Below are 22296 nucleotides of genomic sequence, written 5' to 3'. Positions count from 1 at the left end.
CGCCGAGGACGCCGCCGACGATGCCGTCTTCGCCGAGCAGACCACCGACCAGGCCGCCGGCATCGCCGCTGGTGACGGCGCCGAGGACGCCGCCGACGAGGCCGTCTTCGCCGAGCAGACCACCGACCAGGCCACCGGCATCGCCGCTGGTGACGGCGCCGAGGACGCCGCCGACGATGCCGTCTTCGCCGAGCAGACCACCGACCAGGCCGCCGGCATCGCCGCTGGTGACGGCGCCGAGGACGCCGCCGACGATGCCGCCTTCGCCCAGCACACCTCCGAGCAGGCCGCCGTCGCCGCCGAGCACACCGCCCAGCAGGCCGTTGTCACCCAGCACGCCACCCAGCAGGCCGTCGTCACCCAGTACACCGCCGAGCAGGCCGCCTTCACCGCCGATCACGCCACCCAGCAGGCCACCGTCGCCCAGCACGCCGCCGATCAATCCGCCATCGCCGCCAAGCAGGCCGCCCAGCGGGCCTTCGGCACCCAGGAGACCGTCGTCGCCGAGGACGCCGCCCAGCAGGCCGTCTCCTCCGAGGAGTCCGCCCACCAGGCCGTTGTCGCCCAGCACGCCGCTGAGCAGGCCGTTCTCGCCGCCGAGCAATCCGCCCAGCGGCGTTGCGCCGAGAACCCCGCCGACCACGCCATCGGGTCCGAGCAGGCTGTCGACCAGGCCATCGTTGCCGAGCAGGCCACCGGTGAGGCCTTCGCTGCCAAGCAGGCCGGCAAGCGCACCGTCGCCACCGAGCAGTCCTCCGAGCAAGCCGCCTTCGCCGAGGACACCGCCCAGCAGGCCGTCTTCGCCCAACACACCGCCGAGCAGGCCGCCATCACCGCCGAGCACGCCACCCAACAGGCCGCCATCGCCCAGCACGCCGCCGAGCAGGCCGCCTTCACCGCCGAGCACGCCACCCAACAGGCCGCCATCGCCCAGCACACCGCCGAGCAGGCCGCCGTCGCCACCGAGCAGACCACCCAGCAGGCCGTCATCGCCCAGCACGCCACCGAGCAGTCCGCCGTCGCCCAGCAGCTGTCCGACCAGCCCGCCTTCGCCGAGCACGCTGCCCACGAGGCTGCCGTCGCCCAGCAGGCCGTCGAGCACCTGGCTGATCACGCCGTCGTCGCCGATGAGCTGGTCCACGAGGCCGTCGATGCCCAGGCCAGTGGTCACGCCGCCGAGCAGGCCGTTGCTGCCGAGCACGTTTTCGAGGATGTTGTCGATGGCATCGGTCAGGTAGTCGACCTGGCCGTTCAGCGAGCCGATGAGCGCGCCGGTCAGGCCGGCGCCCAGCAGGCCGTCGACCACGGGGGTGAGCACGCCGCCAAGGTCGGCGGTGATGCCGCCGACGGTGTCGTCCAGAGGATCGAATGCGTTCGGGTCGTTCGGCCGGAACTCGTTGCCCGCGATCGGCGAGAGCACGTTGTCCACCAGGTCGGTGAAGCCGTCGACCGTGGGCATCAGCGAGGAGAGCGTGGGCGCGGAGCTCGCGACCGCGGCGCTGCGCGCGGCCGCCGCCGTGCCGCCTCCGCCCAGGCCGAGCAGGTTGTCGAGCGCGCCGAGCAGATGGTCGGCGGCGCTGTCGCCCGGGTCGAGCAGGTGGTCGGCGTCCGCGTCCGCGTCTGCATCGGAATCGGCATCCGCGTCCGCATCGGAGTCCGCGTCGGAATCGGCATCGGCATCCGAATCTGCGTCCGCGTCGGCATCTGCGTCCGCATCGGCGTCTGCATCCGAGTCGCCGTCGGCATCCGCGTCGGCATCGGCGTCCGCGTCGGCATCGCTTTCGCCGATGCCGGGAGCGAAGAAGGGAATCCCGCCGCCGTCGCTGCCGCCACCGCCCAGTGCGGCGGCGAGGCCGACGGCGCCCAATGCGCCGAGCGCGAACTCGCCCAGCCCGATGCCGCTGCCGGCGGCAGTCTTCTTGCTGACCGCCAGCGCGGCCGCTTCGGCGTCGCTGTCGGGCGCGGTCACTTCCAGGTCGCCGGAGGCCACGTCCACGTTCACCTGTTCCAGGCCGCTGGCGAGCTTGGTCGAGCTGATGGTGGCGTCGGTCCCGCCGGTGAACACGCCGGCCAGCGGCGCCTTGTTGGTGGCAGATCCGGGAAAGAGGACGTTGGCGTGGCCGTCCTGCGGAACGATCACGCGGTCGCCGGCCATCAGCGTCTGGCTGCCGGACACCGGAATCGCCACGCCGTCGCGCATGACGACCGTGCCCGGCGTGGCGTTGGACAGCGAGCCGAGGCCGGCCGGTGCGGCAGCCGGTGTCGCTGCCGTGGCGGTGCTGGCCGCACCCATGGGCGCGATCGGCCGGACCGTCGATTGCGCGAGGATCACCGGTGCGGCGGCACCGCCGTCGGCACCTCCGGCGGTCGAAGAAATCGTTGTGTTGGCATCCGCCATGGCAGCCTCCTCGGTATTGGGAGTGGCTGATGGGGCAACTTGTGTGCCGCTGGCCCTCGCAGGTGCCACCGAGCGGGCGATGCGCGCGCAAGTCGTTGATTTACATCGGGATTCCCGCCGGGCCGACGCCCGCGCAGGGGCTTGCGGCGGGCGCGCTTCGGCGCTTGTTACGTAGCGCCGTTACCTTGTCAGGACGTAACGAAGGCCGAGGCGCGGGGGCCTCCGGGACGGCCTCGGTTCAGCCCGCCGGCCGCAGGCGCGGCGACACCGGTATGTCGCGGGAGTAGTCGCGCCGCGGCGCCGAAGGCAGCGCAGTGCGCGGCGCATCGCCGGGCAGCACGAACTGGCTGATGAGCGTGTCGAGGTTGCGCGCCTGCTCGCGCAGGCTTTCCGACACGGCCGCCGATTCCTCGACCATGGCCGCGTTCTTCTGCGTCGTCTCGTCCAGCCGCGCGACGGCGGCGTTGATCTGGCCGATGTCCTGCACCTGTGCCTGCGTCGCCGCCGTGATGGCGCCGACCGTGTCGGCCACCTGCCCGATGGAGGCGACGATGCGGCCCATCGTGCGGCCCGCGTCGTCGGCCAGCAGGGTGCCGGCCTCGATGCGCTGCACCGAGTGGTCGATCAGGTTCCTGATTTCCCGCGCTGCCGCTGCCGAGCGCGTGGCCAGCTGCCGCACCTCCGACGCGACCACGGCGAAGCCGCGCCCCGCCTCGCCGGCGCGCGCGGCCTCGACCGCGGCATTGAGCGCCAGGATGTTGGTCTGGAAGGCGATGGCGTCGATCACGCCCGTGATGTCGGCCACCTTGTGCGACTCGCGCCGGATGTCCTGCATCGTGCTCACCACCTGCGAGACTGCCTCGCCGCCCTGCGATGCCACCGCGGCCGCGGCGCCGGCCATGCGCTCGGCGTCGCCCGCGGCCGTGCTCGACTCGCGCGCGTTGTGCATGACTTGCTCGAGCGCCGCCGCGGTCTGCTGCAGGCTGGCCGCCGCGCTTTCGGTGCGCGCCGAGAGATCCGAGTTGCCGTGCGCGATCTCGCCGGCCGCGGTGCGCACGTTCTGCACCGACTCGCGCACGCGCACCACCAGTTCGCGCAGCGCGCTCTGCATCGCGCCCAGCGCCTGCAGCATCTGCCCCGCCTCGTCGCGGGAGTGGCCTTCGATGTCGCGGCGCAGGTCGAGGCCCGCCACGCGCCCGGCCGTCTCGCTGGCCAGCCGGATCGGCCGGCCGATGCTGCGCACCAGCCCCAGTGCCAGCACGCCGCCCAGCAGCAGGGCCGCGATGCTGAACACCGCCAGCGCGATGCGCGCCGAGGCGCTCAGCTGCGCGATGTCTTCGCCGGCCGTGTCGATCGCCTGCCGCTGCGATCGGGCGAGCCTCGACACGGCGGCCAGCAGCGCCGCCGAGCTGGGCTGGAAGCGCTGCGCGTAGACATTGCGGATTCGCTCGGTCAGGCCCGAGTCGCGCGCGGCGACCAGCTCCTTGACGGCGCCTGCGAAGTCCTTGGCGGCGGCGTCGGCCTGCGCGAGCAATGCGCGGTCGGACTCGTCGTGGAGCCGCTGGTCGAGCTGCCTGATCAAGTCGTCGTACTCGGCCGCGGTCGCGCGGATGTCCGCAGAAAGAATCTCGCCGACCTCGGGCTCCGAGCTCAGCGCCATCGCCTTGTAGCGCTCGGCATTGATCGCCTGCAGCCGGTAGGCGTCGGCCACGAGCCGCTCCGACACGCCACGCTGCTGGATGGTCTCGCGCGTGGCTTCGTCGACCTTGGCGAGCGACCGGATGCCGATGCCTGAGCCCGCGAGGGTCAGCAGCAGCACGGCCGAGAAGGTGAGAAGGAGCCGGCGTCCGAGGATGTTGCGGGCGCCGGGGGAGGGGAGGAGAAGGTGGGAGTCTGGAGTCACGCGCGGATTAGACCGAGGGCGTGTGACTGGGCGTTGACCCGCAGCCGCGTGTGGAGAACAGGGCGTGAGAGGGCGTGCCTGGGCGGCGAAAGCCGTTGCGGGGGGCGGGTGGGTGGTGCCTTCGACAGGAATCGAACCTGTATCTGAGTCTTAGGAGGACCCCGTTCTATCCATTGAACTACGAAGACCGGATGGGGATGCACGAGGCGAAAGCCGCGGTGCGCCCGCGATTTTATAGGGTTCGCGATGCCGGTTCCCGCCGACCCCGCGCGCGACCCCGCCCGCATCGCCATCGCGGGCTAACCCCGATACGAAATCTTCGAAAAGTTGACCGCGATCAAGCCGGCGCGAATCGGCGACGCGCACCATCGTGCCCGTTCGCATCTCTGCTCAGATTCAAGAACAAAAAAGAGCGAAATCACTACACAGGAGACAACCTGATGAAGAAGATCGCCTCGAATGTCCTGAGCCGCGCGACTGCCGTTCTTGCCACCACTGCCGCCGCGGCGGCGCTGGCCACCGGTGCCGCGCCCGCCTTCGCATGGGAACCCACCAAGCCGGTGGAGTTCGTGATTCCCGCCGGCACCGGCGGGGGCGCCGACCAGATGGGCCGGCTGCTGCAGGGCATCATCATCAAGTACAAGCTGATGAAGGAGCCGCTGATCGTTGTCAACAAGTCCGGCGGCGCGGGCGCCGAGGGCTTCCTGGCGGTGAAGGAGGCGAAGGGCGATCCGCACAAGATCGTGATCTCGCTGTCGAACCTGTTCACCACGCCCATGGCCACGGGCGTGCCCTTCAACTGGAAGGACATGACGCCGGTCGCGATGCTGGCGCTCGACCAGTTCGTGCTGTGGACCAACGCCTCCGATCCCTACAAGAGCGCGGGCGAGTACATCACCGCGGTGAGGGCCGCGGGGCCGAACAAGTTCAAGATGGCCGGCACCGGCTCGAAGCAGGAAGACCAGATCATCACCGTGGCGCTGGAGAAGGCCACCGGCACCAAGTTCATCTACGTGCCCTTCAAGGGCGGCGGCGAGGTGGCGGTGCAGCTGGTGGGCGGGCACGTGCAGTCGACGGTGAACAACCCGATCGAGGCGGTGGCGCAATGGCGCGCGGGCAAGCTGCGCGCGCTGTGCGTGTTCGACGACGAGCGCATGCCCTTCAAGGCCAAGGTCACCGACACGCAGTCGTGGAACGACATCCCCACCTGCAAGGAAGCGGGCGTGCCCACCAGGTACACGATGCTGCGCGGCATCTTCATGCCGCCCGGCGTCACGCCCGACCAGCTCGCCTTCTACAAGGAGCTGATGACCAAGGTCGCGGCCACGCCGGACTGGAAGGAATACATGGAGAAGGGCGCCTTCAACCCGACCTTCATGACCGGCGATGCCTTCGCGAAGTGGCTCACCGAGGCCGAGGCCGCGCACCGCACGCTGATGTCCGACGCGGGCTTCCTCGCGAGCAACAAGTAGGTCGGCGCGGGCCGGCGACGACTGCCGCGCACGGCGGCAGCGGGCGCGTGCGCCGGGAGTGCGCGCCGATTTCCTTCCTTCCTTCCTTTCTTCTTCCACACAACCACGATGGGGGCTCCATGGAGCACGAACAATCATCCGAGGGCCCGGCTCGCACGGGCATCTCCACCCACCTCGTAGAAGCGGCGGTGGCCGTCGCGCTGCTGGCCATCGGCCTGGTGGTGGTGTTCGAGGCGCGCAAGCTAGGCGCAGGCTGGACCACCGACGGCCCGGGCGCCGGCTACTTCCCGTTCTTCATCGGCGTGATCATCACGATCTTGAGTGCGGGCATCCTCTACCAGTCGCTGCTGGGCAAGAGCCGCAACACCGCGGTCTTCGTCGACTCCGTACAGCTCAGGCGCGTGCTCTCGGTGCTGGTGCCGGCCACGGTCTACGTGCTGGCGATCGCCATCGTCGGCATCTACGTGGCGTCGGCGATCTACATCGCGCTCTTCATGATGGTGCTGGGCAAGTACGCGTGGTTCAAGAGCGTGTTCGCCGCGCTGGGCGTGAACACGCTCTTCTTCTGCATGTTCGAGGTCTGGTTCAAGGTGCCGCTCTTCAAGGGCGCGCTCGATCCGCTTCGATTCCTCGGCTACTGAACCCGACCCAAGGAGCACAAGCGAAATGGAAGAACTCAGTGCCCTGATGCAGGGCTTCTACGTGATCCTCTCGCCGATGAACATCGGCCTGATGTTCCTCGGCATCATCCTCGGCGTGCTGATCGGCGTGCTGCCGGGGCTCGGCGGCGCCAACGGCGTGGCGATCCTCCTGCCGCTCACCTTCACGATGTCGCCGACCTCGGCCATCATCATGCTGTCGTGCATCTACTGGGGTGCGCTCTTCGGCGGGGCCATCACCTCCATCCTGTTCAACATCCCGGGCGAGCCGTGGTCGGTGGCCACCACCTTCGACGGCTATCCGATGGCGCAGAACGGGCACGCCGGCGCGGCGCTCACCACCGCCTTCACATCGTCCTTCGTGGGCGCCTTCCTCGCGGTGGTGATGATCACCTTCCTTGCGCCGCTGGTCGCGAAGTTCGCGCTCAAGTTCGGCTCGCCCGAGTTCTTCGCGGTGTACCTGCTGACCTTCTGCAGCTTCGTGGGCATGGGCAAGGGCTCGCCCTTCAAGATCCTCGCGTCGATGGCGCTGGGCTTCGCGCTCGCCAGCGTGGGCATGGACACGGTCACGGGCCAGCTGCGCCTGACCTTCGGCCAGCCCGAGCTGATGCGCGGCTTCGACTTCCTGATCGCGGTGATCGGCCTCTTCGGCATCGGCGAGATCCTGCTGTCGATGGAAGAGGGCCTGAAGTTCTCGGGCAAGAGCGCGAAGATCGATCCCAAGGTGGTGTGGCAGACATGGAAGCAGCTGCCCAAGTACTGGCTGACCTCGATCCGCAGCTCGCTCATCGGCATCTGGATGGGCATCACGCCCGGTGGCGCCACGCCGGCCTCGTTCATGGCCTACGGCCTGGCCAAGAAGATGTCGAAGAAGGGTGCGAAGTTCGGCACCGGCGAGGCCGAAGGCGTGGTCGCGCCCGAGACCGCCGCGCACGCGGCGGGCACCAGCGCGCTGCTGCCGATGCTCGCGCTGGGCATTCCGGGCTCGCCCACCGCTGCGGTGCTGCTGGGCGGCCTGCTGATCTGGGGCCTGCAGCCCGGGCCGCTGCTGTTCGTCGAGCAGAAGGACTTCGTCTGGGGCCTCATCGCGAGCATGTACCTCGGCAACATCGTCGGGCTGATCGTGGTGCTGAGCACCGTGCCGCTGTTCGCATCGATCCTGCGCATTCCGTTCTCGATCATCGCGCCGGTGATCATCGTGATCTGCGCGATCGGCGCCTACACCGTGCACAACGCGATGCTCGACATCTGGTTCATGCTCGGCTTCGGCGTGCTGGGCTACCTGTTCAAGAAGCTCGACTTCCCGCTGGCGCCCCTGGTGCTGGCGCTCGTGCTCGGGGACAAGGCCGAAGACTCCTTCCGCCAGGCCATGCTGGTGTCGCAGGGCGACGTGATGGTGATGTTCTCGAACCCGCTGGTGGGCACCATCACCACGCTCGCGCTGGTGCTGCTGTTCTGGCCGCTGATCTCCAGGGCGCTCGCCTTCGTGAAGAAGCCGAAGAAGCCCGACGAGTTCGCTGTCGAGCGGCCGGTGGATTGATGACCAAGGAGGCCAGCACATGCCAGTGATCGCACTGACCCAGGAGATGGGCTCCCTCGCGAAGGATGTTTCGCTTCAGCTCGCCGAGACGCTGGGCCTCGCCGTGATGCGCCACGAGGTCATCGAGCACGTGGCGGAACGGATGCATGTTTCCACCAGCCTCATCGGCAGGCTGCGCAGCGGCAAGGCGGGGTTGGTGGAGCGCCTGACCACCGACAGGCGCAGCGTGGCGCTCTACACCGCGCAGGAGCTCTTCGCGCTGGCCGAGCGCGGCAACGTGGTGCTGCGCGGCTGGGGCGCCACCTGCCTGCTGCGGCCGGTGCCGCACGTGGTGTGCGTGCGCATCACGCGCTCGATGAAGAATCGCGTCGAGTGGCTGATGGCCGATCTCGAGACCGACGACGCCGAGTTCGCCGAAGCCGAGATCCGCCGCAGCGACCAGGCGCACGCCGCGCGAATGCACGCGCAGTTCGGCGTGGCCTGGGGCGACCCGGTGCTCTACGACCTGGTGCTCAACACCGACCGGCTCTCGGTGGAAAGCTGCGTGGAACAGATCAGGCTGATGGCGAGCCGCCCCGAGTTCGCCGAAACGCCGGCCTCGCGCACGAAGCTCTCCAACATGGCGCTCGAGGCCCGCGTGCACGCCGCGCTCAAGGAGCATGAGGCCACGCGCGACATCAACGTGACCATCACCGCGAACCAGGGCGAGCTGCTGCTGCGCGGGATCGTGCTGGACTCCGAGGAGCGATCGCAGGCCGAGGCTGTGGCGGCGGAGGTCCGGGGCGTGAGCGGCGTGCACAACCAGCTGAGGCTGATGGCGAGTACGCGGCGGTTTGCGTCGGCGAAGCAGACCTGAGCTCCGGGCTCCGGATTCGGTCTTGCTCCCTCTCCCGCAAGCGGGAGAGGGGACCAATACCAGTCGACAGCGCGATGCTTCGGCGCACCGGACCTGGGCTTTGCTCCTTCCCCTTCTGGGGGAAGGTCGGGATGGGGGCACTGGGCGGTAGATACGCCGACAGCCCTTGAAGCGCCCCGTGCCCCCACCCCAGCCCTCCCCCAGAGGAGGAGGGAGCAAGACGGCTCAGATCTTCCCGCGCTTCCTCAACCGGCTGAGCGTCTCCGCCGACAGGTTCAGATAGGAAGCCAGCTCCTTGCTGGGAATCCGGTCCACCAGTTCCGGATGCTTGCGCAGGAACCGGTGCACGCGCCCCGCCGCATCGAGCAGGTGCAGCGTGATCGTGTGGGCCATGATCTCGCTCATGCCGCGCATCACGAGGAACTCGAACAGTTCCTTCGTCTGCGGGTGCTTGTTCAGGAAGGCGATCCACTCCTTCAGCGGCAGGCTCGCCACGCGCGCCTTGGTCACGCAGACGATGCCGTAGGGCGTGGGCGTGCCCAGGCGCAGCGCGGCGTAGCTCGTCTCCATGTCGTTCTCGTCGGCGAAGCGAAGGATCATCTCCTTGCCTTCCGGGTTGCTCACCACCCGCTTGAGGATGCCGTCGAGGATGAAGTACTGCTCCATCTCCCGCACGCCCTGGTGCAGCAGGAACTCGCCCTTGTTGCCGTCGACGATGACCAGGTGCGCCTCGAGTTCGGTGCGGTCGGCTTCGTTCAGGTCCTTGAGAAGCACGTTCTGCCGCAGCTGGGCGCGAATGATGTTCTTCTCCGGATGGTTTTCCAACGTCGTCATGGTCACCGTCTTGCTCGAGTTCGCTGCCGGCGCCGCTCATCGGGGGCTGCGCCGTTTTCGGGAAAGTTGACCGAGGTCAACGGCCGAAAGTTTGGCCCGAATCATAGTCGCGGCTCGGACCTCGGCCATTCACCCATGCAGAAGGAGAGACATGTCTTCAGTCAGAACAGAGAAAGAGGCGACCACCACGCTGAGCGAAGCCCTCAAGCCCGCGAAAACCCGTGAAGCCGACGGCGACGCGGTGGTGCGCGCGCTCAAGAGCGTGACGGAAGACAGCGCGCCCGCGGGCGAGACCATCGACGGCTTCCACCTGGTCATCGATGCCCTCAAGCTCAACGGCATCGACACCATCTTCGGCCTGCCCGGCATCCCGATCACCGACCTCACGCGCATGGCCCAGGCCGAAGGCCTGCGCGTGATCTCCTTCCGCCACGAGCAGCACGCCGGAAACGCCGCCGCAGCAGCCGGCTTCCTCACGCAGAAGCCCGGCATCTGCCTGACGGTGTCGGCGCCCGGCTTCCTCAACGGCCTGACCGCGCTGGCCAACGCCACCACCAACTGCTTCCCGATGATCCTCATCAGCGGCTCCAGCGAGCGCGAGATCGTCGACCTGCAGCAGGGCGACTACGAGGAGATGGACCAGCTGGCCATCGCCAAGCCGCTGTGCAAGGCCGCCTTCCGCGTGCTGCATGCTCAGGACATCGGCGTGGGCATCGCGCGCGCCATCCGCGCCGCGCTGTCGGGCCGCCCGGGCGGCGTGTACCTCGACCTGCCGGCCAAGCTGTTCGCGCAGACCATGGACGCGGCTGCCGGCAAGGCCTCGCTCATCAAGGTGGTCGATGCCGCGCCGCGCCAGATCCCGGCGGCCGACGCGGTGCAGCGCGCGCTCGACATCCTCAAGGGCGCCAGGCGGCCGCTGATCCTGCTGGGCAAGGGCGCCGCCTACGCGCAGGCCGACGCCGACATCCGCGCGCTCGTCGAGAAGACGGGTATTCCCTACCTGCCGATGTCCATGGCCAAGGGCCTGCTGCCCGACACGCACGCGCAGTCGGCAGCCGCCGCGCGCTCCTACGTGCTGCAGGAGGCCGACGTGGTGGTGCTGATCGGTGCGCGCCTGAACTGGCTGCTCTCGCACGGCAAGGGCAAGACCTGGGCGCAGGAGAAGGGCGCCAAGCGCTTCATCCAGATCGACATCGCGCCGACCGAGATCGACAGCAACGTCGCCATCGAGGCGCCGGTGATCGGCGACATCGGCTCCTGCGTGGCCGCGCTGCTGGCCGGCATCGACGCCAAGTGGGCCAGGCCGCCGGCCGAGTGGACCGGCGCCATCGCCGAGCGCAAGGACAAGAACCTGTCGAAGATGGCCGCCACGCTGGCCGCGCGGCCCTCGCCGATGAACTTCCACAGCGCGCTGAGCGTGATCCGCGACCAGGTGAAGGCGCGGCCCGACGCCATCGTCGTCAACGAGGGCGCCAACACGCTCGACTTCGCGCGCAGCATCGTCGACATGTACGAGCCGCGCAAGCGCCTGGACGTGGGAACCTGGGGGATCATGGGCATCGGCATGGGCTTCTCCGTGGCCGCCGCCGTGGTCACGGGCAAGCCGGTGATCGCCATCGAGGGCGACAGCGCCTTCGGCTTCAGCGGCATGGAGGTGGAGACCATCTGCCGCTACAACCTGCCGGTCTGCGTGATCGTCTTCAACAACAACGGCGTCTACCGCGGCACCGACGTGAACCCCAGCGGCACGCCCGACGTGGCGCCCACGGTGTTCGTCAAGAACGCGCGCTACGACAAGCTGATGGAGGCCTTCGGCGGCGTCGGCGTGCACGCCACCACCGCCGACGAGCTGCAGAAGGCCCTGACCGAGGCCGTCGCCTCGGGCCGCCCGACCCTCATCAACGCCGTGATCGACGAGACGGCGGGCACCGAGAGCGGCCGCATCACGAGCCTGAACCCCGCCACGGCGAAGAAGAAGTAACCCGCGTTCCGTTTCATTCAAGGAGATATCCCAATGAGCAACAAGCCCCTCAACGGCATCAAGATCATCGACTTCACGCACGTGCAGGCCGGTCCCGCGTGCACCCAGCTGCTGGCCTGGTTCGGCGCCGACGTGATCAAGGTGGAGCGTCCGGGCGCGGGCGACGTCACGCGCTCGCAGCTGCGCGACATCCCGGAGGTCGACGCGCTGTACTTCACCATGCTCAACAGCAACAAGCGCTCGATCACGCTGGACACCAAGAAGCCCGAGGGCAAGGCCGTGCTGGAGAAGCTGATCCGTGAATCCGACGTGCTGGTGGAGAACTTCGGCCCCGGTGCGCTCGACCGCATGGGCTTCACCTGGGAACGCATCCAGGAGCTGAACCCCAAGATGATCGTCGCCTCGGTCAAGGGCTTCAGCGAAGGCCACCATTACGAGGACCTGAAGGTGTACGAGAACGTGGCGCAGTGCGCCGGCGGCGCCGCGTCCACCACCGGCTGGTGGAAGGGCGGCAACTCCGTGCCGACGATCTCGGCGGCGGCGCTGGGCGACTCCAACACCGGCATGCACCTGGCCATCGGCATCCTGACGGCGATCATCGGGCGCGAGCAGACCGGCAAGGGCCAGAAGGTGGCCTGCTCGATGCAGGACGCGGTGCTCAACCTGTGCCGCGTGAAGATGCGCGACCAGCAGCGCCTGGACAACGTGGGCTACCTCGAGGAGTACCCGCAGTACCCGCACGAGATGAGCGCGTTCGAGGACAAGGTCGTGCCGCGCGGGGGCAACGCCGGCGGCGGCGGCCAGCCGGGCTGGATCCTGAAGTGCAAGGGCTGGCAGACCGACCCCAACGCCTACATCTACTTCACGGTGCAGGGCCACGCCTGGGAGCCGATCTGCGAGGCGCTGGGCAAGCCCGAGTGGAAGACCGACCCCGACTACATGACGGCCAAGGCCCGCCAGCCGCACATCGAGCAGATATTCGCCACCATCGAGGACTTCATCAAGGACAAGACCAAGTTCGAGGCGGTGGACATCTTCCGCAAGTACGACATTCCCTGCGCCCCGGTGCTGTCGATGAAGGAACTGCTGCACGACGAGTCGCTGCGCAGGAGCGGCTCGATCGTCGAAGTGCCGCACAAGGAGCGCGGCAGCTACTGGACCATCGGCAGCCCGATCAAGTTCTCCGATCTCAAGCCCGAGGTCACCGCCTCGCCCCTGCTGGGCGAGCACACCGACGAGGTGCTGGCGGAACTGGGCTACAGCAAGGACCAGATCGAAAACCTGCACGCGGCCAAGGCAGTGTAGGAGGCTCACCCCCAGGCTTGCCCACTTCGTGTGGCAGCGCCAACCCCCTCGCAGGGGGCGACACCTGCGGCCCGGCCACGCCGGTTCCGCGGTGTCCCTGGAAGGATGCGACTGCGGTGGAGCCTGGATTTGAACGAAGCGCCGGAGGCACTCATGCAAGCGAATGTCGATTTCAAGCAGCTCGTCGAAGGCGCCGGCGATGCGATCATGGTGTGCGACGCGATGGGCGCGATCACGCTGTGGAACCGCGCGGCCGAACGCATCTTCGGCTTCGGCGAGGCCGAGGCCCTCGGCCAGTCGCTCGACCTGATCATTCCCCAGAGGCAGCGCCAGCGGCACTGGGAGGGCTATCACAAGACGATGGAAACCGGCGTCACCAGATACGGCGCCGACCTGCTGCGCGTGCCGGCCCTGCACAAGGACGGGCGCACGCTGTCGATCGCCTTCACGGTGTCGATGCTGTTCTCCGCCGATCGCGAGGTCACCGGCATCGTCGCCATCGTGCGCGACGAGACCGCCCGCTTCGCCGAGGAGCGCAAACTTCGCGCACGTCTGGTAGAAGTCGAAGCCACCACGATCAGAGAAGGAGACAGTCGATGAGCCAAGCACTCGAGGGCGTCCGTATCCTCGATTTCACCCACGTCCAGTCCGGTCCCACATGCACGCAGCTGCTGGCCTGGTTCGGCGCCGACGTGATCAAGGTCGAGCGGGCCGGGGAAGGCGACGCCACGCGCAGCCAGCTGCGCGACATTCCGGGCGCGGACAGCCTCTACTTCACGATGCTGAACCACAACAAGCGCTCGATCACGCTGGACACCAAGAACCCCAAGGGCAAGGAGGTTCTCGACAGCCTGATCAAGACCTGCGACGTGCTGGTCGAGAACTTCGCGCCCGGCGCGCTCGACCGCATGGGCATCACCTGGGCCCACATCCAGAAGCTCAACCCGCGCATGATCGTGGCCTCGGTCAAGGGCTTCGGCCCCGGCAAGTACGAGCACTGCAAGGTCTACGAGAACGTGGCCCAGTGCGCGGGCGGCGCGGCCTCCACCACCGGCTTCGAGGACGGCCCGCCGCTGGTCACCGGCGCGCAGATCGGCGACAGCGGCACCGGCCTGCACCTGGCGCTCGGCATCCTGGCGGCGCTCTTCCAGCGCAACAGCACCGGGCGCGGCCAGCAGGTGCTCGCGCCGATGCAGGACGCGGTGCTCAACCTGTGCCGCGTGAAGATGCGCGACCAGCAGCGGCTGGAGCGCACCGGCACCATGCACGAGTACCCGCAGTACCCCGACGGCAAGTTCGGCGACGCCGTGCCGCGCGCAGGCAACGCATCGGGCGGCGGCCAGCCGGGCTCCATCCTGAAGTGCAAGGGCTGGGAGACCGACCCGAACGCCTACATCTACTTCATCACGCAGGCGGCCGTGTGGCCCGCGGTGTGCAAGGTCATCGGCGAGGAAAGCTGGATCACCGACGAGGCCTACGCCACGCCGGCGGCGAGGTTGCTGCACCTGAAGCCGATCTTCGCGCGCATCGAGCAGTGGACCATGACCAAGACCAAGTTCGAGGCCATGGACATCCTCAACGAGTACGACATCCCGTGCGGGCCGATCCTCTCGATGAAGGAGATCGCGGCGGACGAATCGCTGCGCGAGACCGGCACCATCGTCGAGGTCGACCACCCCGTGCGCGGCAAGTACCTGACGGTGGGCAACCCCATCAAGATGTCCGACAGCCCGACGGTGGTGAAGCGTTCGCCATTGCTCGGCGAACACACCGAGGAAGTGCTGAGGCAGCTCGGCTACAGCGCGGACGACCTTGAGACCTTGCGGGTCGAGCGCGTGATCTGAGGCGCGGCGCAGGCCCGCCTTCCCTTTCATCTTCGAGTCTTTGCGACAGCGCCGCCCGCGGGCGGCGCGGAGGATTGCTGCGCCTTTCAATTCGCGCGTTCGCCATCCATAACTCATGGCGAATGGTTTTTATAAATTGATTTAATTTTTATTTATCGTCCATCGATCCTACATTTTGAACTCGCCGGAATTTCTCGATCAATTCAACCTGTTCGGCATTCATTCAAGGAGAAGATCATGGAAAACCATTCGCCCGCCCAATACTGGCGCGACGAAATCGAGCGCAATGCCTACAACGCCGCATTCTTCGAACTGGGACTGCGCTGGCACTGGGACGGCGAGACCTACGACCGCCTGATGGGCCTGGGCCAGGACGCGAGCGAGCGCATCGGCCATTACCTGAAGACCCACCAGCCGCACCTGCTGAAGGCCTACGACGCCGAATTCCTGGCGCTCGCCATCGAGCAGAAGAAGGAAATCCACAAGAAGCGGGAAATGGCTTCGTCGAGCTATTTCAATTGGGCCGAAAGCCACGGCGTCGAGCTTGGAGCCTGAATTTCTCCAATTCAGCTGAATAACGCCTTCCGACCATGAACATCCACGAATTCCAGGGCAAGGAAGTGCTGTGCCAATACGGCGTGGCGACCCCTCGCGGATTCGTCTGCCGCTCGCCCGACGAGGCGGCCGATGCCGCCGCCCGCATCGGCGGGCGCGCCTGGGTGGTCAAGGCCCAGATCCATGCGGGCGGCCGCGGCAAGGGCGGCGGCGTGAAGCCGGCCTGGTCGGTGGACGAGGTGCGGCGCCATGCCGGCCAGATGCTGGGCATGACGCTGAGGACGCCGCAGACCGGCCCCGAGGGCCGCGTCGTGAAGCAGCTGCTGGTGGAGGAGAGCGTGGAGATCGACAAGGAGCTGTATCTCGGCTTCGTGGTCGACCGCAATTCGCAGCGCGTGGCGCTCATGGCCTCCAGCGAAGGCGGCATGGACATCGAGGAGGTGGCCGCGCGCTCGCCCGAGAAGATCCACCGGCTCTTCATCGACCCCCTCGCCGGCCTTGGCGTGGCCGATGCCGATGGCATCGCGCGGCGCATCGGCATCGCCGACCGCTCGGTGGCGCAGGCGCGCATGCTGATGCAGAAGCTCTGGCAGGCCTTCGATGGCAGCGACGCATCGCTGGCGGAAATCAACCCGCTGGTGCTCACCCGCGACGGTCGCGTGATCGCGCTGGACGCCAGGTTCGACTTCGACGACAACGCGCTCTTCCGCCAGCCCGGCATCGCCGCGATGCGCGACCTCGACGAGGAAGACCCGGTGGAGATCGAGGCGTCGAGTGCCGGCCTCTCGTACATCGCGCTCGACGGCGACATCGGCTGCCTCGTCAACGGCGCCGGCCTCGCGATGGCGACCATGGACGCGATCAAGCTCTACGGCGGCGAGCCCGCCAACTTTCTCGACGTGGGCGGCGGCGCGACGGCCGACAAGGTGGCCGAGGCCGTGCGGCTGATGCTGCGCAACCCCAGGCTCAAGGCCGTGCTGGTCAACATCTTCGGCGGCATCATGAAGTGCGACGTGATCGCGCACGGCGTGGTCGACGCGGTGCGCGAGACCGGCCTCAGGGTGCCGCTGGTCGTGCGCATGAAGGGCACCAACGAGGACCTGGGCCGGACCATCCTCGCGCAGTCGGGGCTGTCGATCATCAACGCCGACGACATGGCCGAGGCCGCGCAGCGCGCCGTCGGCGCGGCCGGCAACTGGGAGCGCCGACGATGAAGCGCCCATTCCCCAAACCGATGGAGGCCGCGCCATGTCCATCCTGATCGACAGGCACACCCGCGTCATCACGCAGGGCATCACCGGCAGGACGGGCCAGTTCCACACGCAGGCCTGCCTCGAATACGGCAACGGCAGGCACTGCTTCGTGGCCGGGGTCAATCCGCTGAAGGGCGGCCAGTCGATGGCCGGCATCCCGATCTTCGGCACGGTGAAGGAGGCCAAGGCGCAGACCGGCGCGACCGTCTCCGTGATCTACGTGCCGCCGGCCTTCGCCGCAGCCGCCATCGACGAGGCGGTGGACGCGGAGCTCGACCTCGTCATCTGCATCACCGAAGGCATCCCGGTGCGCGACATGATCCGCACGCGCCACCGCATGCAGGGCCGCAAGACGCTGCTGCTGGGGCCCAACTGCCCGGGGCTCATCACGCCCGGCGAGATCAAGATCGGCATCATGCCCGGCCACATCCACCAGCGCGGGCGCATCGGCGTGGTCTCGCGCTCGGGCACGCTGACCTACGAGGCCGCGAGCCAGCTCGCGAGCTTCGGCATCGGGCAGTCGACGGTGGTGGGCATCGGCGGCGATCCGGTGGGCGGGCTGCGGCACATCGACGTGCTGAAGATGTTCAACGACGACCCGCGCACCGACGCCGTGATCATGGTCGGCGAGATCGGCGGCGACGCCGAGGAGCAGTGCGCCCGCTGGATCCGCGACCACATGACCAAGCCCGTGGTCGGCTTCATCGCGGGCGCCAGCGCACCGCCCGGCAAACGCATGGGCCATGCGGGCGCCATCGTCTCGGGCGGCCGCGGCACCGCGCAGGAAAAGCTCGCGGTGATGAAGGAATGCGGCATCCACGTCACGCGCAATCCGGCGGAGATGGGAAAGCTGCTCGCCTCGCTCGTGGTGCCCGACTACCTGCCGTTCGACTGACCGCGGCGAACCCGAATCCTCGACATCCAGAAAGACGACAACAACATGGAACAGCAGCAGCAACAGACGCAGAAATGGGTCCGCTTCGAGCACGCCGGCGGCATCGGCTTCGGCACGCTCGAAGGCGACGCGGTGCACGAGCGGCAGGGCGACATGTTCGCCAGCTCCGAGCCCACGGGCCGCGTGTTCGCGCTTGCGGGGCTGCAGCTGCTCACGCCCACCGAACCCACCAAGGTGATCGCGCTGTGGAACAACTTCCATGCGCTCGGCGCCAAGCTGAACCTGCCGGTGCCTGCCGAGCCGCTGTACCTGCTGAAGACGCCCAACTCCTACCTTGCGCCCGGCAGGCCCATCCGCAAGCCGCTGTGCGACGGCAAGGTGGTGTTCGAGGGCGAGCTCGGCATCGTCATCGGCAAGACCGCCACCGCCGTTTCGGAAGCCGATGCGCTCGACCATGTGTTCGGCTACACCTGTGCCAACGACGTGACGGTGGCCGACATCCTCCATCGCGACGCCTCCTTCGCGCAGTGGGTGCGCGCCAAGGGCTTCGACACCTTCTGCCCCATGGGCCCGGTGGTGGCCACCGGCCTCGACCCCACCACGCTCACCGTGACCACGCTGCTCAACGGCGAGGTGCGCCAGGACTACCCCATCAGCGACATGCGCTTCTCCGTGCAGCAGCTCGTGAGCCTCATCTCGCAGGACATGACGCTGCACCGCGGCGACGTGATCCTCTGCGGCACCTCGATCGGCGTCGGCTCCATGAAGCCCGGCAGCCTCGTGGAGATCGAGATCGGCGGCATCGGAAAGCTCGGCAACCGCTTCGGCTGAACGCAGCCGAAGGGTCGCGCAAGAAATTCAACTCTTGGGGATCGACATGAAGATTGCAATCATCGGCGCAGGCGCCATCGGCGGACTGGTTGGCGCGAAGCTCGCGCTGGCCGGCGAGGACGTCACGTTCATCGTGCGCGGCGCCAACCTCGACGCCATATCGCGCAACGGCATCAAGCTGGTCTCGGCCGAGGGCGAGGAGCAGGTGGCGCGCAACGTGAAGGCCACCGACCGCTACGACGAGGCGGGCCCGCAGGACATCGTCGTGCTCGCGATGAAGGCCCACCAGGTCGAGGCCGTGGCGAACGACGTGCCCAGGCTCTTCGGGCCCGACACCGTGGTCGTGACCATGCAGAACGGCATTCCGTACTGGTACTTCCACAAGCACGGCGGCACGCTCGAAGGCACGCCGGTGCGCAGCGTCGATCCTTCTGGCACCGTCGCGGCGAAGATCCCGGCCCAGCGCGTGATCGGCTGCGTGGTCTACCCCGCGTCGGAGCTCGTCGCGCCGGGCGTGGTGCGGCACATCGAGGGCGACCGCTTCCCGGTGGGCGAGCTCGACGGCTCGGCGAGCGAGCGCGTGAATCGCGTCTCGGCCTGCTTCACCGGTGCGGGCTTCAAGGCGCCGGTGCTCGACAACATCCGCGCCGAGATCTGGCTCAAGCTGTGGGGCAACCTGACCTTCAACCCGATCAGCAGCCTCTCGCATTCCACGCTCGTCGACATCTGCCAGTACCCGCCTTCGCGCGAGCTGGCCGCCGCGATGATGCGCGAGGCCCAGGCCGTCGCGCACAAGCTCGGCATCGAGTTCCGCGTGACGCTCGAAAAGCGCATCGCCGGCGCGGAGAAGGTCGGCAAGCACAAGACCTCGATGCTGCAGGACGTGGAAGCGGGCCGCGCGCCAGAGATCGACGCGCTGGTCGGCGCGGTGGTCGAACTGGCCCGGCTCACCGAGACGCCGACGCCGCACATCGACACCGTCTACAGCCTCGTGAAGCTGCTCGCGCGCACGATGGAAGACCAGCGCGGTCGCGTCAAGCTGCACGAGCTGGCGGCATGAGCGCCAGGTCTTTCTCCCTCTCCCCTCGGGGAGGGGGCAGGGGTGAGGGGGAGGGCCTTCGCATCGACCCTGTCTCGACCACTGTCGCCGGTCCTCACCCCAGTCCTCTCCGCAGCGGAAGAGGGAGCAAGGCCCCAGGTTCCGAGGTGGTTCGATGAGACGCACGCGCAGCGCGAAGATCGTCGCCACCCTCGGTCCTGCCACCAGCGACGAGCAGGCCATCCGTGCGCTGTTCGGCCGGGGCGTGGACGTGTTCCGGCTCAACCTGAGCCACGGCACGCAGCACGACCATGCACGGCGCATCGAGACCATCCGCCGCCTCGAGAAGGAACACGGCAGGCCCATCGGCATTCTGCTCGACCTGCAGGGGCCCAAGCTGAGGCTGGGCAGCTTCGAGGGCGGGCGGGCGCACCTCGATGCGGGCACGCGCTTCCGGCTCGACATGGACGAGGCCGCAGGCAACGCACGCCGCGCGCCGCTGCCGCATCCGGAAATCTTCGCGGCGCTGCAGGACGGCACCGAGCTGCTGCTCGACGACGGCAAGCTGCGCCTGCGCGTGGACAGCCACGGCAACGACTTCGCCGAGACCACGGTGCTGGTCGGCGGACCCGTCTCCGACCGCAAGGGGGTCAACGTGCCGAGCGTGCTGCTGCCGATCTCGCCGCTCACGCCGAAGGACCGCGAAGACCTGGCCTTCGGCCTGTCGATGGGCGTGGACTGGGTCGCGCTCTCCTTCGTGCAGCGGCCCGAGGACATCGAGGAGGCGCGCACCATCGTCGGCGCGCGTGCCTGGATCATGGCCAAGCTGGAGAAGCCCGCCGCCATCGAGCATCTGGATGCGATCGTGTCGTTGTGCGACGGCATCATGGTGGCGCGCGGCGACCTCGGCGTGGAGCTGCCGCCCGAGCAGGTGCCGGAGCTGCAGCGGCTGATCGTGCGCGCCTGCCGCAGGCGCGGAAAGCCGGTGGTGGTGGCCACGCAGATGCTCGAATCGATGATCGCCTCGCCGGTGCCCACGCGTGCGGAGGTGTCGGACGTGGCGACCGCCGTGTACGACGGCGTCGACGCAGTGATGCTCTCGGCCGAGTCGGCCTCGGGCAGGTACCCGCTGGAGGCGGTGGCGATGATGGACCGCATCGTCGAGCGGGTGGAGGCCGATCCCTCGTACCGCGCGGGCATCGACGCCACGCACGATGCGGCGCTGTCGACCACGGCCGATGCGGTGTGCGCATCGATGCGTCAGGTGGCGTCGCTGCTCGCGCCGGCCGCCACCGTGACCTACACCTCGTCTGGCTTCACGAGCCTGCGCGCGGCGCGCGAGCGCCCGGCCGTGCCCATCCTGAGCCTCACGCCCGACCTGGCCGCCGCGCGGCGCATGGCGATGGTGTGGGGCGTGCATGCGGTGCTCGTCGACGACGTGCGCGACGTGGCGGAGATGATCGAGTGCGCCTGCCGAACGGCGCGCGCCGAGGGCTTCGCGAAGGAAGGCGACGACGTGGTGGTGGTGGCGGGCCTGCCCTTCGGGCAATCGGGCACCACCAACCTGCTGCACGTCGCCCGGATACCGCGCTGAGCGCTGTTGCTGGCAGCTGCGATGAAGCATGCGACCTTGCGCCAGCTGAAGGTCTTCGAGGCGGTGGCGCGGCTGCTGAGCTTCTCGCGCGCGGCCGAGGAGCTTCACCTCACGCAGCCTGCGGTCTCCACGCAGGTGCGCAAGCTCGAGGAGCATGCGGACAACGCGCTCTTCGAGCAGTTCGGCAAGAAGATCTACCTCACGCCCGCGGGCAACGAGCTGCTGCAGATCAGCCGGTCGATCATCCAGCAGTTCGAGGCGGCCGAGAACGCGATGATGCAGTTCAAGGGCGTCTCCGGCGGCAAGCTCAACGTGGGCGTGATCAGCGCGGGCGACTACTTCTTCCCGCGCCTGCTGGTGGAGTTCGCGAGCCGCCATCAGGGCGTGACGCTGAACTTCACCGTGCACAACCGCGCGGGGCTCCTGACCCACATCGCCGAGAACCTCACGGACCTCGCGATCATGGTGCGCCCGCCCACCGACCTCGACACCGTCAACCAGCCCTTCGCGCCGCACCCCTACGTGATCGTCGCGGCGCCCGGCCATCCGCTGGCACGAGAGAGAAACATCCCGCGGGCGCGGCTGATGCGCGAGCCCTTCGTGGTGCGGGAGAAGGCGTCCGACACCTGGCACTCGATGGAGGACGGCTTCGGCGGCGACCTGAGCGGCATCAACGTCGCGATGGAGATACGCAGCACCGAGACCATCAAGCAGGCGGTGATCGCAGGCATGGGCGTGAGCTTCGTGTCGGCCCACACCGTGAGCCAGGAACTGCGCACGGGCAGCCTCTGCGTGCTCGACGTGGAAGGCTTTCCGCTGATGCTCAACTGGTACGTGGTGCATCGCCGCAGCAAGCGGCTGCCGCCGGTGGCGCAGGCCTTCAAGGACTTCCTGCTGAGCGACGGGCCCGCGTTGATCTCGCAGATCGTTCCCTTCGAGTGCCCCAATGAAAAAGAGCGCGGCGAGTGACTCGCGCGCGCTCCTTGCGGGGGCTTGATGTGCTGCGGCGTACGGCTGTTCAGCGCTGCACGAACGACGAGCGGCGCTGCATCAGCGCGGCGCGTGCGGCCTTGTAGAAGATCACGATGGGCATCACGGCGAACAACTCGCGCATGACGTTGCCGGCGGTCGACGAAGAGGCGGGGGCGCGCAGGGCGTTGGAATCGAGGGTGGTGTGGCTCATTTGCTTGCTCCAAAAAAGAATCTGAAACTGAATCGGAAAGACCGAAGGGATTACCCTGAATTTTAGGGTTTACCCTAGACGAGGGCAAACGCGATTTTTGCGTTTCTTGACCCAGGTCAATTTTTTCGGTGTCGGACAGATTCCCTTCCTGCGT

General features: G+C 68.0%; 19 protein-coding genes and 1 tRNA gene. 15 read left to right on the top strand and 5 right to left on the bottom strand.

Going from position 1 to position 22296, the window contains the following annotated elements; all coding sequences use genetic code 11:
- From ACTJLF_RS05400 to ACTJLF_RS05390, 3 genes are all read right to left on the bottom strand, one after another.
- Positions 1–2398 (bottom strand): hypothetical protein (locus ACTJLF_RS05400; RefSeq protein ID WP_440882641.1); only part of this gene is annotated, 2398 nt, incomplete at its 3' end.
- Positions 2399–2636: 238 nt separating this feature from the next.
- A complete protein-coding gene (locus ACTJLF_RS05395) occupies positions 2637–4301 on the bottom strand; it encodes a methyl-accepting chemotaxis protein (protein WP_440882640.1) in 1665 nt (554 codons plus the stop codon).
- A 113-nt stretch (positions 4302–4414) separates the two neighbouring features.
- Positions 4415–4489: transfer RNA gene (locus tag ACTJLF_RS05390), tRNA-Arg, on the bottom strand.
- Positions 4490–4741: 252 nt separating this feature from the next.
- Here ACTJLF_RS05390 and ACTJLF_RS05385 point away from each other — a divergent pair.
- From ACTJLF_RS05385 to ACTJLF_RS05370, 4 genes are all read left to right on the top strand, one after another.
- Positions 4742–5773 (top strand): Bug family tripartite tricarboxylate transporter substrate binding protein, encoded by a 1032-nt coding sequence (locus tag ACTJLF_RS05385; RefSeq protein ID WP_440882639.1) that lies wholly within the window; start codon positions 4742–4744, stop codon positions 5771–5773.
- A 119-nt stretch (positions 5774–5892) separates the two neighbouring features.
- Complete coding sequence (locus ACTJLF_RS05380) at positions 5893–6414, top strand: tripartite tricarboxylate transporter TctB family protein (protein WP_440882638.1); 522 nt, start codon at positions 5893–5895, stop codon at positions 6412–6414.
- Between the two features lie 25 nt (positions 6415–6439).
- Complete coding sequence (locus ACTJLF_RS05375) at positions 6440–7972, top strand: tripartite tricarboxylate transporter permease (protein WP_019656246.1); 1533 nt, start codon at positions 6440–6442, stop codon at positions 7970–7972.
- Between the two features lie 19 nt (positions 7973–7991).
- Positions 7992–8828, top strand: a complete 837-nt coding sequence (locus ACTJLF_RS05370) for a cytidylate kinase family protein (protein ID WP_440882637.1) — start codon at positions 7992–7994, stop codon at positions 8826–8828.
- Positions 8829–9053: 225 nt separating this feature from the next.
- Here ACTJLF_RS05370 and ACTJLF_RS05365 read toward each other — a convergent pair whose 3' ends face one another.
- Positions 9054–9662, bottom strand: a complete 609-nt coding sequence (locus tag ACTJLF_RS05365) for a Crp/Fnr family transcriptional regulator (protein WP_019656244.1) — start codon at positions 9660–9662, stop codon at positions 9054–9056.
- A 151-nt stretch (positions 9663–9813) separates the two neighbouring features.
- Here ACTJLF_RS05365 and oxc point away from each other — a divergent pair, with 151 nt between their 5' ends.
- From oxc to ACTJLF_RS05310, 11 genes are all read left to right on the top strand, one after another.
- Positions 9814–11643: an oxalyl-CoA decarboxylase gene (oxc, locus tag ACTJLF_RS05360; protein WP_440882636.1), complete on the top strand. Its 1830-nt coding sequence runs from the start codon at positions 9814–9816 to the stop codon at positions 11641–11643.
- A 33-nt stretch (positions 11644–11676) separates the two neighbouring features.
- Complete coding sequence (frc, locus tag ACTJLF_RS05355; protein ID WP_019656242.1) at positions 11677–12948, top strand: formyl-CoA transferase; 1272 nt, start codon at positions 11677–11679, stop codon at positions 12946–12948.
- A 153-nt stretch (positions 12949–13101) separates the two neighbouring features.
- Positions 13102–13548 (top strand): PAS domain-containing protein, encoded by a 447-nt coding sequence (locus ACTJLF_RS05350; RefSeq protein ID WP_126184826.1) that lies wholly within the window; start codon positions 13102–13104, stop codon positions 13546–13548.
- Positions 13545–14792, top strand: a complete 1248-nt coding sequence (gene frc / locus ACTJLF_RS05345; protein WP_440882635.1) for a formyl-CoA transferase — start codon at positions 13545–13547, stop codon at positions 14790–14792. Before ACTJLF_RS05350 ends, frc (ACTJLF_RS05345) begins: the two co-directional genes overlap by 4 nt.
- 237 nt (positions 14793–15029) lie before the next feature.
- A complete protein-coding gene (locus ACTJLF_RS05340) occupies positions 15030–15347 on the top strand; it encodes a hypothetical protein (RefSeq protein WP_126184647.1) in 318 nt (105 codons plus the stop codon).
- A gap of 35 nt (positions 15348–15382) precedes the next feature.
- A complete protein-coding gene (sucC, locus tag ACTJLF_RS05335; RefSeq protein ID WP_440882634.1) occupies positions 15383–16561 on the top strand; it encodes an ADP-forming succinate--CoA ligase subunit beta in 1179 nt (392 codons plus the stop codon).
- A 34-nt stretch (positions 16562–16595) separates the two neighbouring features.
- Entirely contained in the window at positions 16596–17495 is a 900-nt protein-coding gene (gene sucD / locus ACTJLF_RS05330) for a succinate--CoA ligase subunit alpha (RefSeq protein ID WP_019656237.1), read from the top strand.
- A 45-nt stretch (positions 17496–17540) separates the two neighbouring features.
- Entirely contained in the window at positions 17541–18326 is a 786-nt protein-coding gene (locus ACTJLF_RS05325) for a fumarylacetoacetate hydrolase family protein (RefSeq protein WP_440882633.1), read from the top strand.
- Positions 18327–18372: 46 nt separating this feature from the next.
- Positions 18373–19386: a 2-dehydropantoate 2-reductase gene (locus tag ACTJLF_RS05320; protein ID WP_132753558.1), complete on the top strand. Its 1014-nt coding sequence runs from the start codon at positions 18373–18375 to the stop codon at positions 19384–19386.
- Between the two features lie 154 nt (positions 19387–19540).
- The gene (gene pyk / locus ACTJLF_RS05315; RefSeq protein ID WP_019656234.1) at positions 19541–20959 is read left to right on the top strand and encodes a pyruvate kinase; all 1419 of its coding nucleotides are present in this window, start codon (positions 19541–19543) and stop codon (positions 20957–20959) included.
- Positions 20960–20980: 21 nt separating this feature from the next.
- On the top strand, positions 20981–21928 hold the full coding sequence (locus tag ACTJLF_RS05310; protein ID WP_019656233.1) for a LysR family transcriptional regulator: 948 nt from the start codon (positions 20981–20983) through the stop codon (positions 21926–21928).
- 49 nt (positions 21929–21977) lie between these two features.
- Here the strand turns inward: ACTJLF_RS05310 and ACTJLF_RS05305 are convergent, their stop codons facing one another.
- Positions 21978–22142 (bottom strand): hypothetical protein, encoded by a 165-nt coding sequence (locus tag ACTJLF_RS05305; protein ID WP_019656232.1) that lies wholly within the window; start codon positions 22140–22142, stop codon positions 21978–21980.
- Between the last annotated feature and the right edge of the window lie 154 nt (positions 22143–22296).

This window comes from Variovorax sp. 22077 (genome assembly GCF_052044195.1).
Lineage (GTDB): Bacteria > Pseudomonadota > Gammaproteobacteria > Burkholderiales > Burkholderiaceae_C > Variovorax > Variovorax atrisoli.
The sequence above is the reverse complement of the archived record's forward strand: the minus strand, read 5'-3'. Positions and strand labels throughout refer to the sequence as shown.

Excerpts from the sequence above, each read along its gene's own strand:
- ACTJLF_RS05385 (WP_440882639.1), top strand. The coding sequence starts at position 4,742 with ATGAAGAAGATCGCCTCGAATGTCCTGAGCCGCGCGACTGCCGTTCTT.
- ACTJLF_RS05380 (WP_440882638.1), top strand. The coding sequence starts at position 5,893 with ATGGAGCACGAACAATCATCCGAGGGCCCGGCTCGCACGGGCATCTCC.
- ACTJLF_RS05375 (WP_019656246.1), top strand. The coding sequence starts at position 6,440 with ATGGAAGAACTCAGTGCCCTGATGCAGGGCTTCTACGTGATCCTCTCG.
- ACTJLF_RS05370 (WP_440882637.1), top strand. The coding sequence starts at position 7,992 with ATGCCAGTGATCGCACTGACCCAGGAGATGGGCTCCCTCGCGAAGGAT.
- ACTJLF_RS05365 (WP_019656244.1), bottom strand. The coding sequence starts at position 9,662 with ATGACGACGTTGGAAAACCATCCGGAGAAGAACATCATTCGCGCCCAG.
- oxc (WP_440882636.1), top strand. The coding sequence starts at position 9,814 with ATGTCTTCAGTCAGAACAGAGAAAGAGGCGACCACCACGCTGAGCGAA.
- frc (WP_019656242.1), top strand. The coding sequence starts at position 11,677 with ATGAGCAACAAGCCCCTCAACGGCATCAAGATCATCGACTTCACGCAC.
- ACTJLF_RS05350 (WP_126184826.1), top strand. The coding sequence starts at position 13,102 with ATGCAAGCGAATGTCGATTTCAAGCAGCTCGTCGAAGGCGCCGGCGAT.
- frc (WP_440882635.1), top strand. The coding sequence starts at position 13,545 with ATGAGCCAAGCACTCGAGGGCGTCCGTATCCTCGATTTCACCCACGTC.
- ACTJLF_RS05340 (WP_126184647.1), top strand. The coding sequence starts at position 15,030 with ATGGAAAACCATTCGCCCGCCCAATACTGGCGCGACGAAATCGAGCGC.
- sucC (WP_440882634.1), top strand. The coding sequence starts at position 15,383 with ATGAACATCCACGAATTCCAGGGCAAGGAAGTGCTGTGCCAATACGGC.
- sucD (WP_019656237.1), top strand. The coding sequence starts at position 16,596 with ATGTCCATCCTGATCGACAGGCACACCCGCGTCATCACGCAGGGCATC.
- ACTJLF_RS05325 (WP_440882633.1), top strand. The coding sequence starts at position 17,541 with ATGGAACAGCAGCAGCAACAGACGCAGAAATGGGTCCGCTTCGAGCAC.
- ACTJLF_RS05320 (WP_132753558.1), top strand. The coding sequence starts at position 18,373 with ATGAAGATTGCAATCATCGGCGCAGGCGCCATCGGCGGACTGGTTGGC.
- pyk (WP_019656234.1), top strand. The coding sequence starts at position 19,541 with ATGAGACGCACGCGCAGCGCGAAGATCGTCGCCACCCTCGGTCCTGCC.
- ACTJLF_RS05310 (WP_019656233.1), top strand. The coding sequence starts at position 20,981 with ATGAAGCATGCGACCTTGCGCCAGCTGAAGGTCTTCGAGGCGGTGGCG.
- ACTJLF_RS05305 (WP_019656232.1), bottom strand. The coding sequence starts at position 22,142 with ATGAGCCACACCACCCTCGATTCCAACGCCCTGCGCGCCCCCGCCTCT.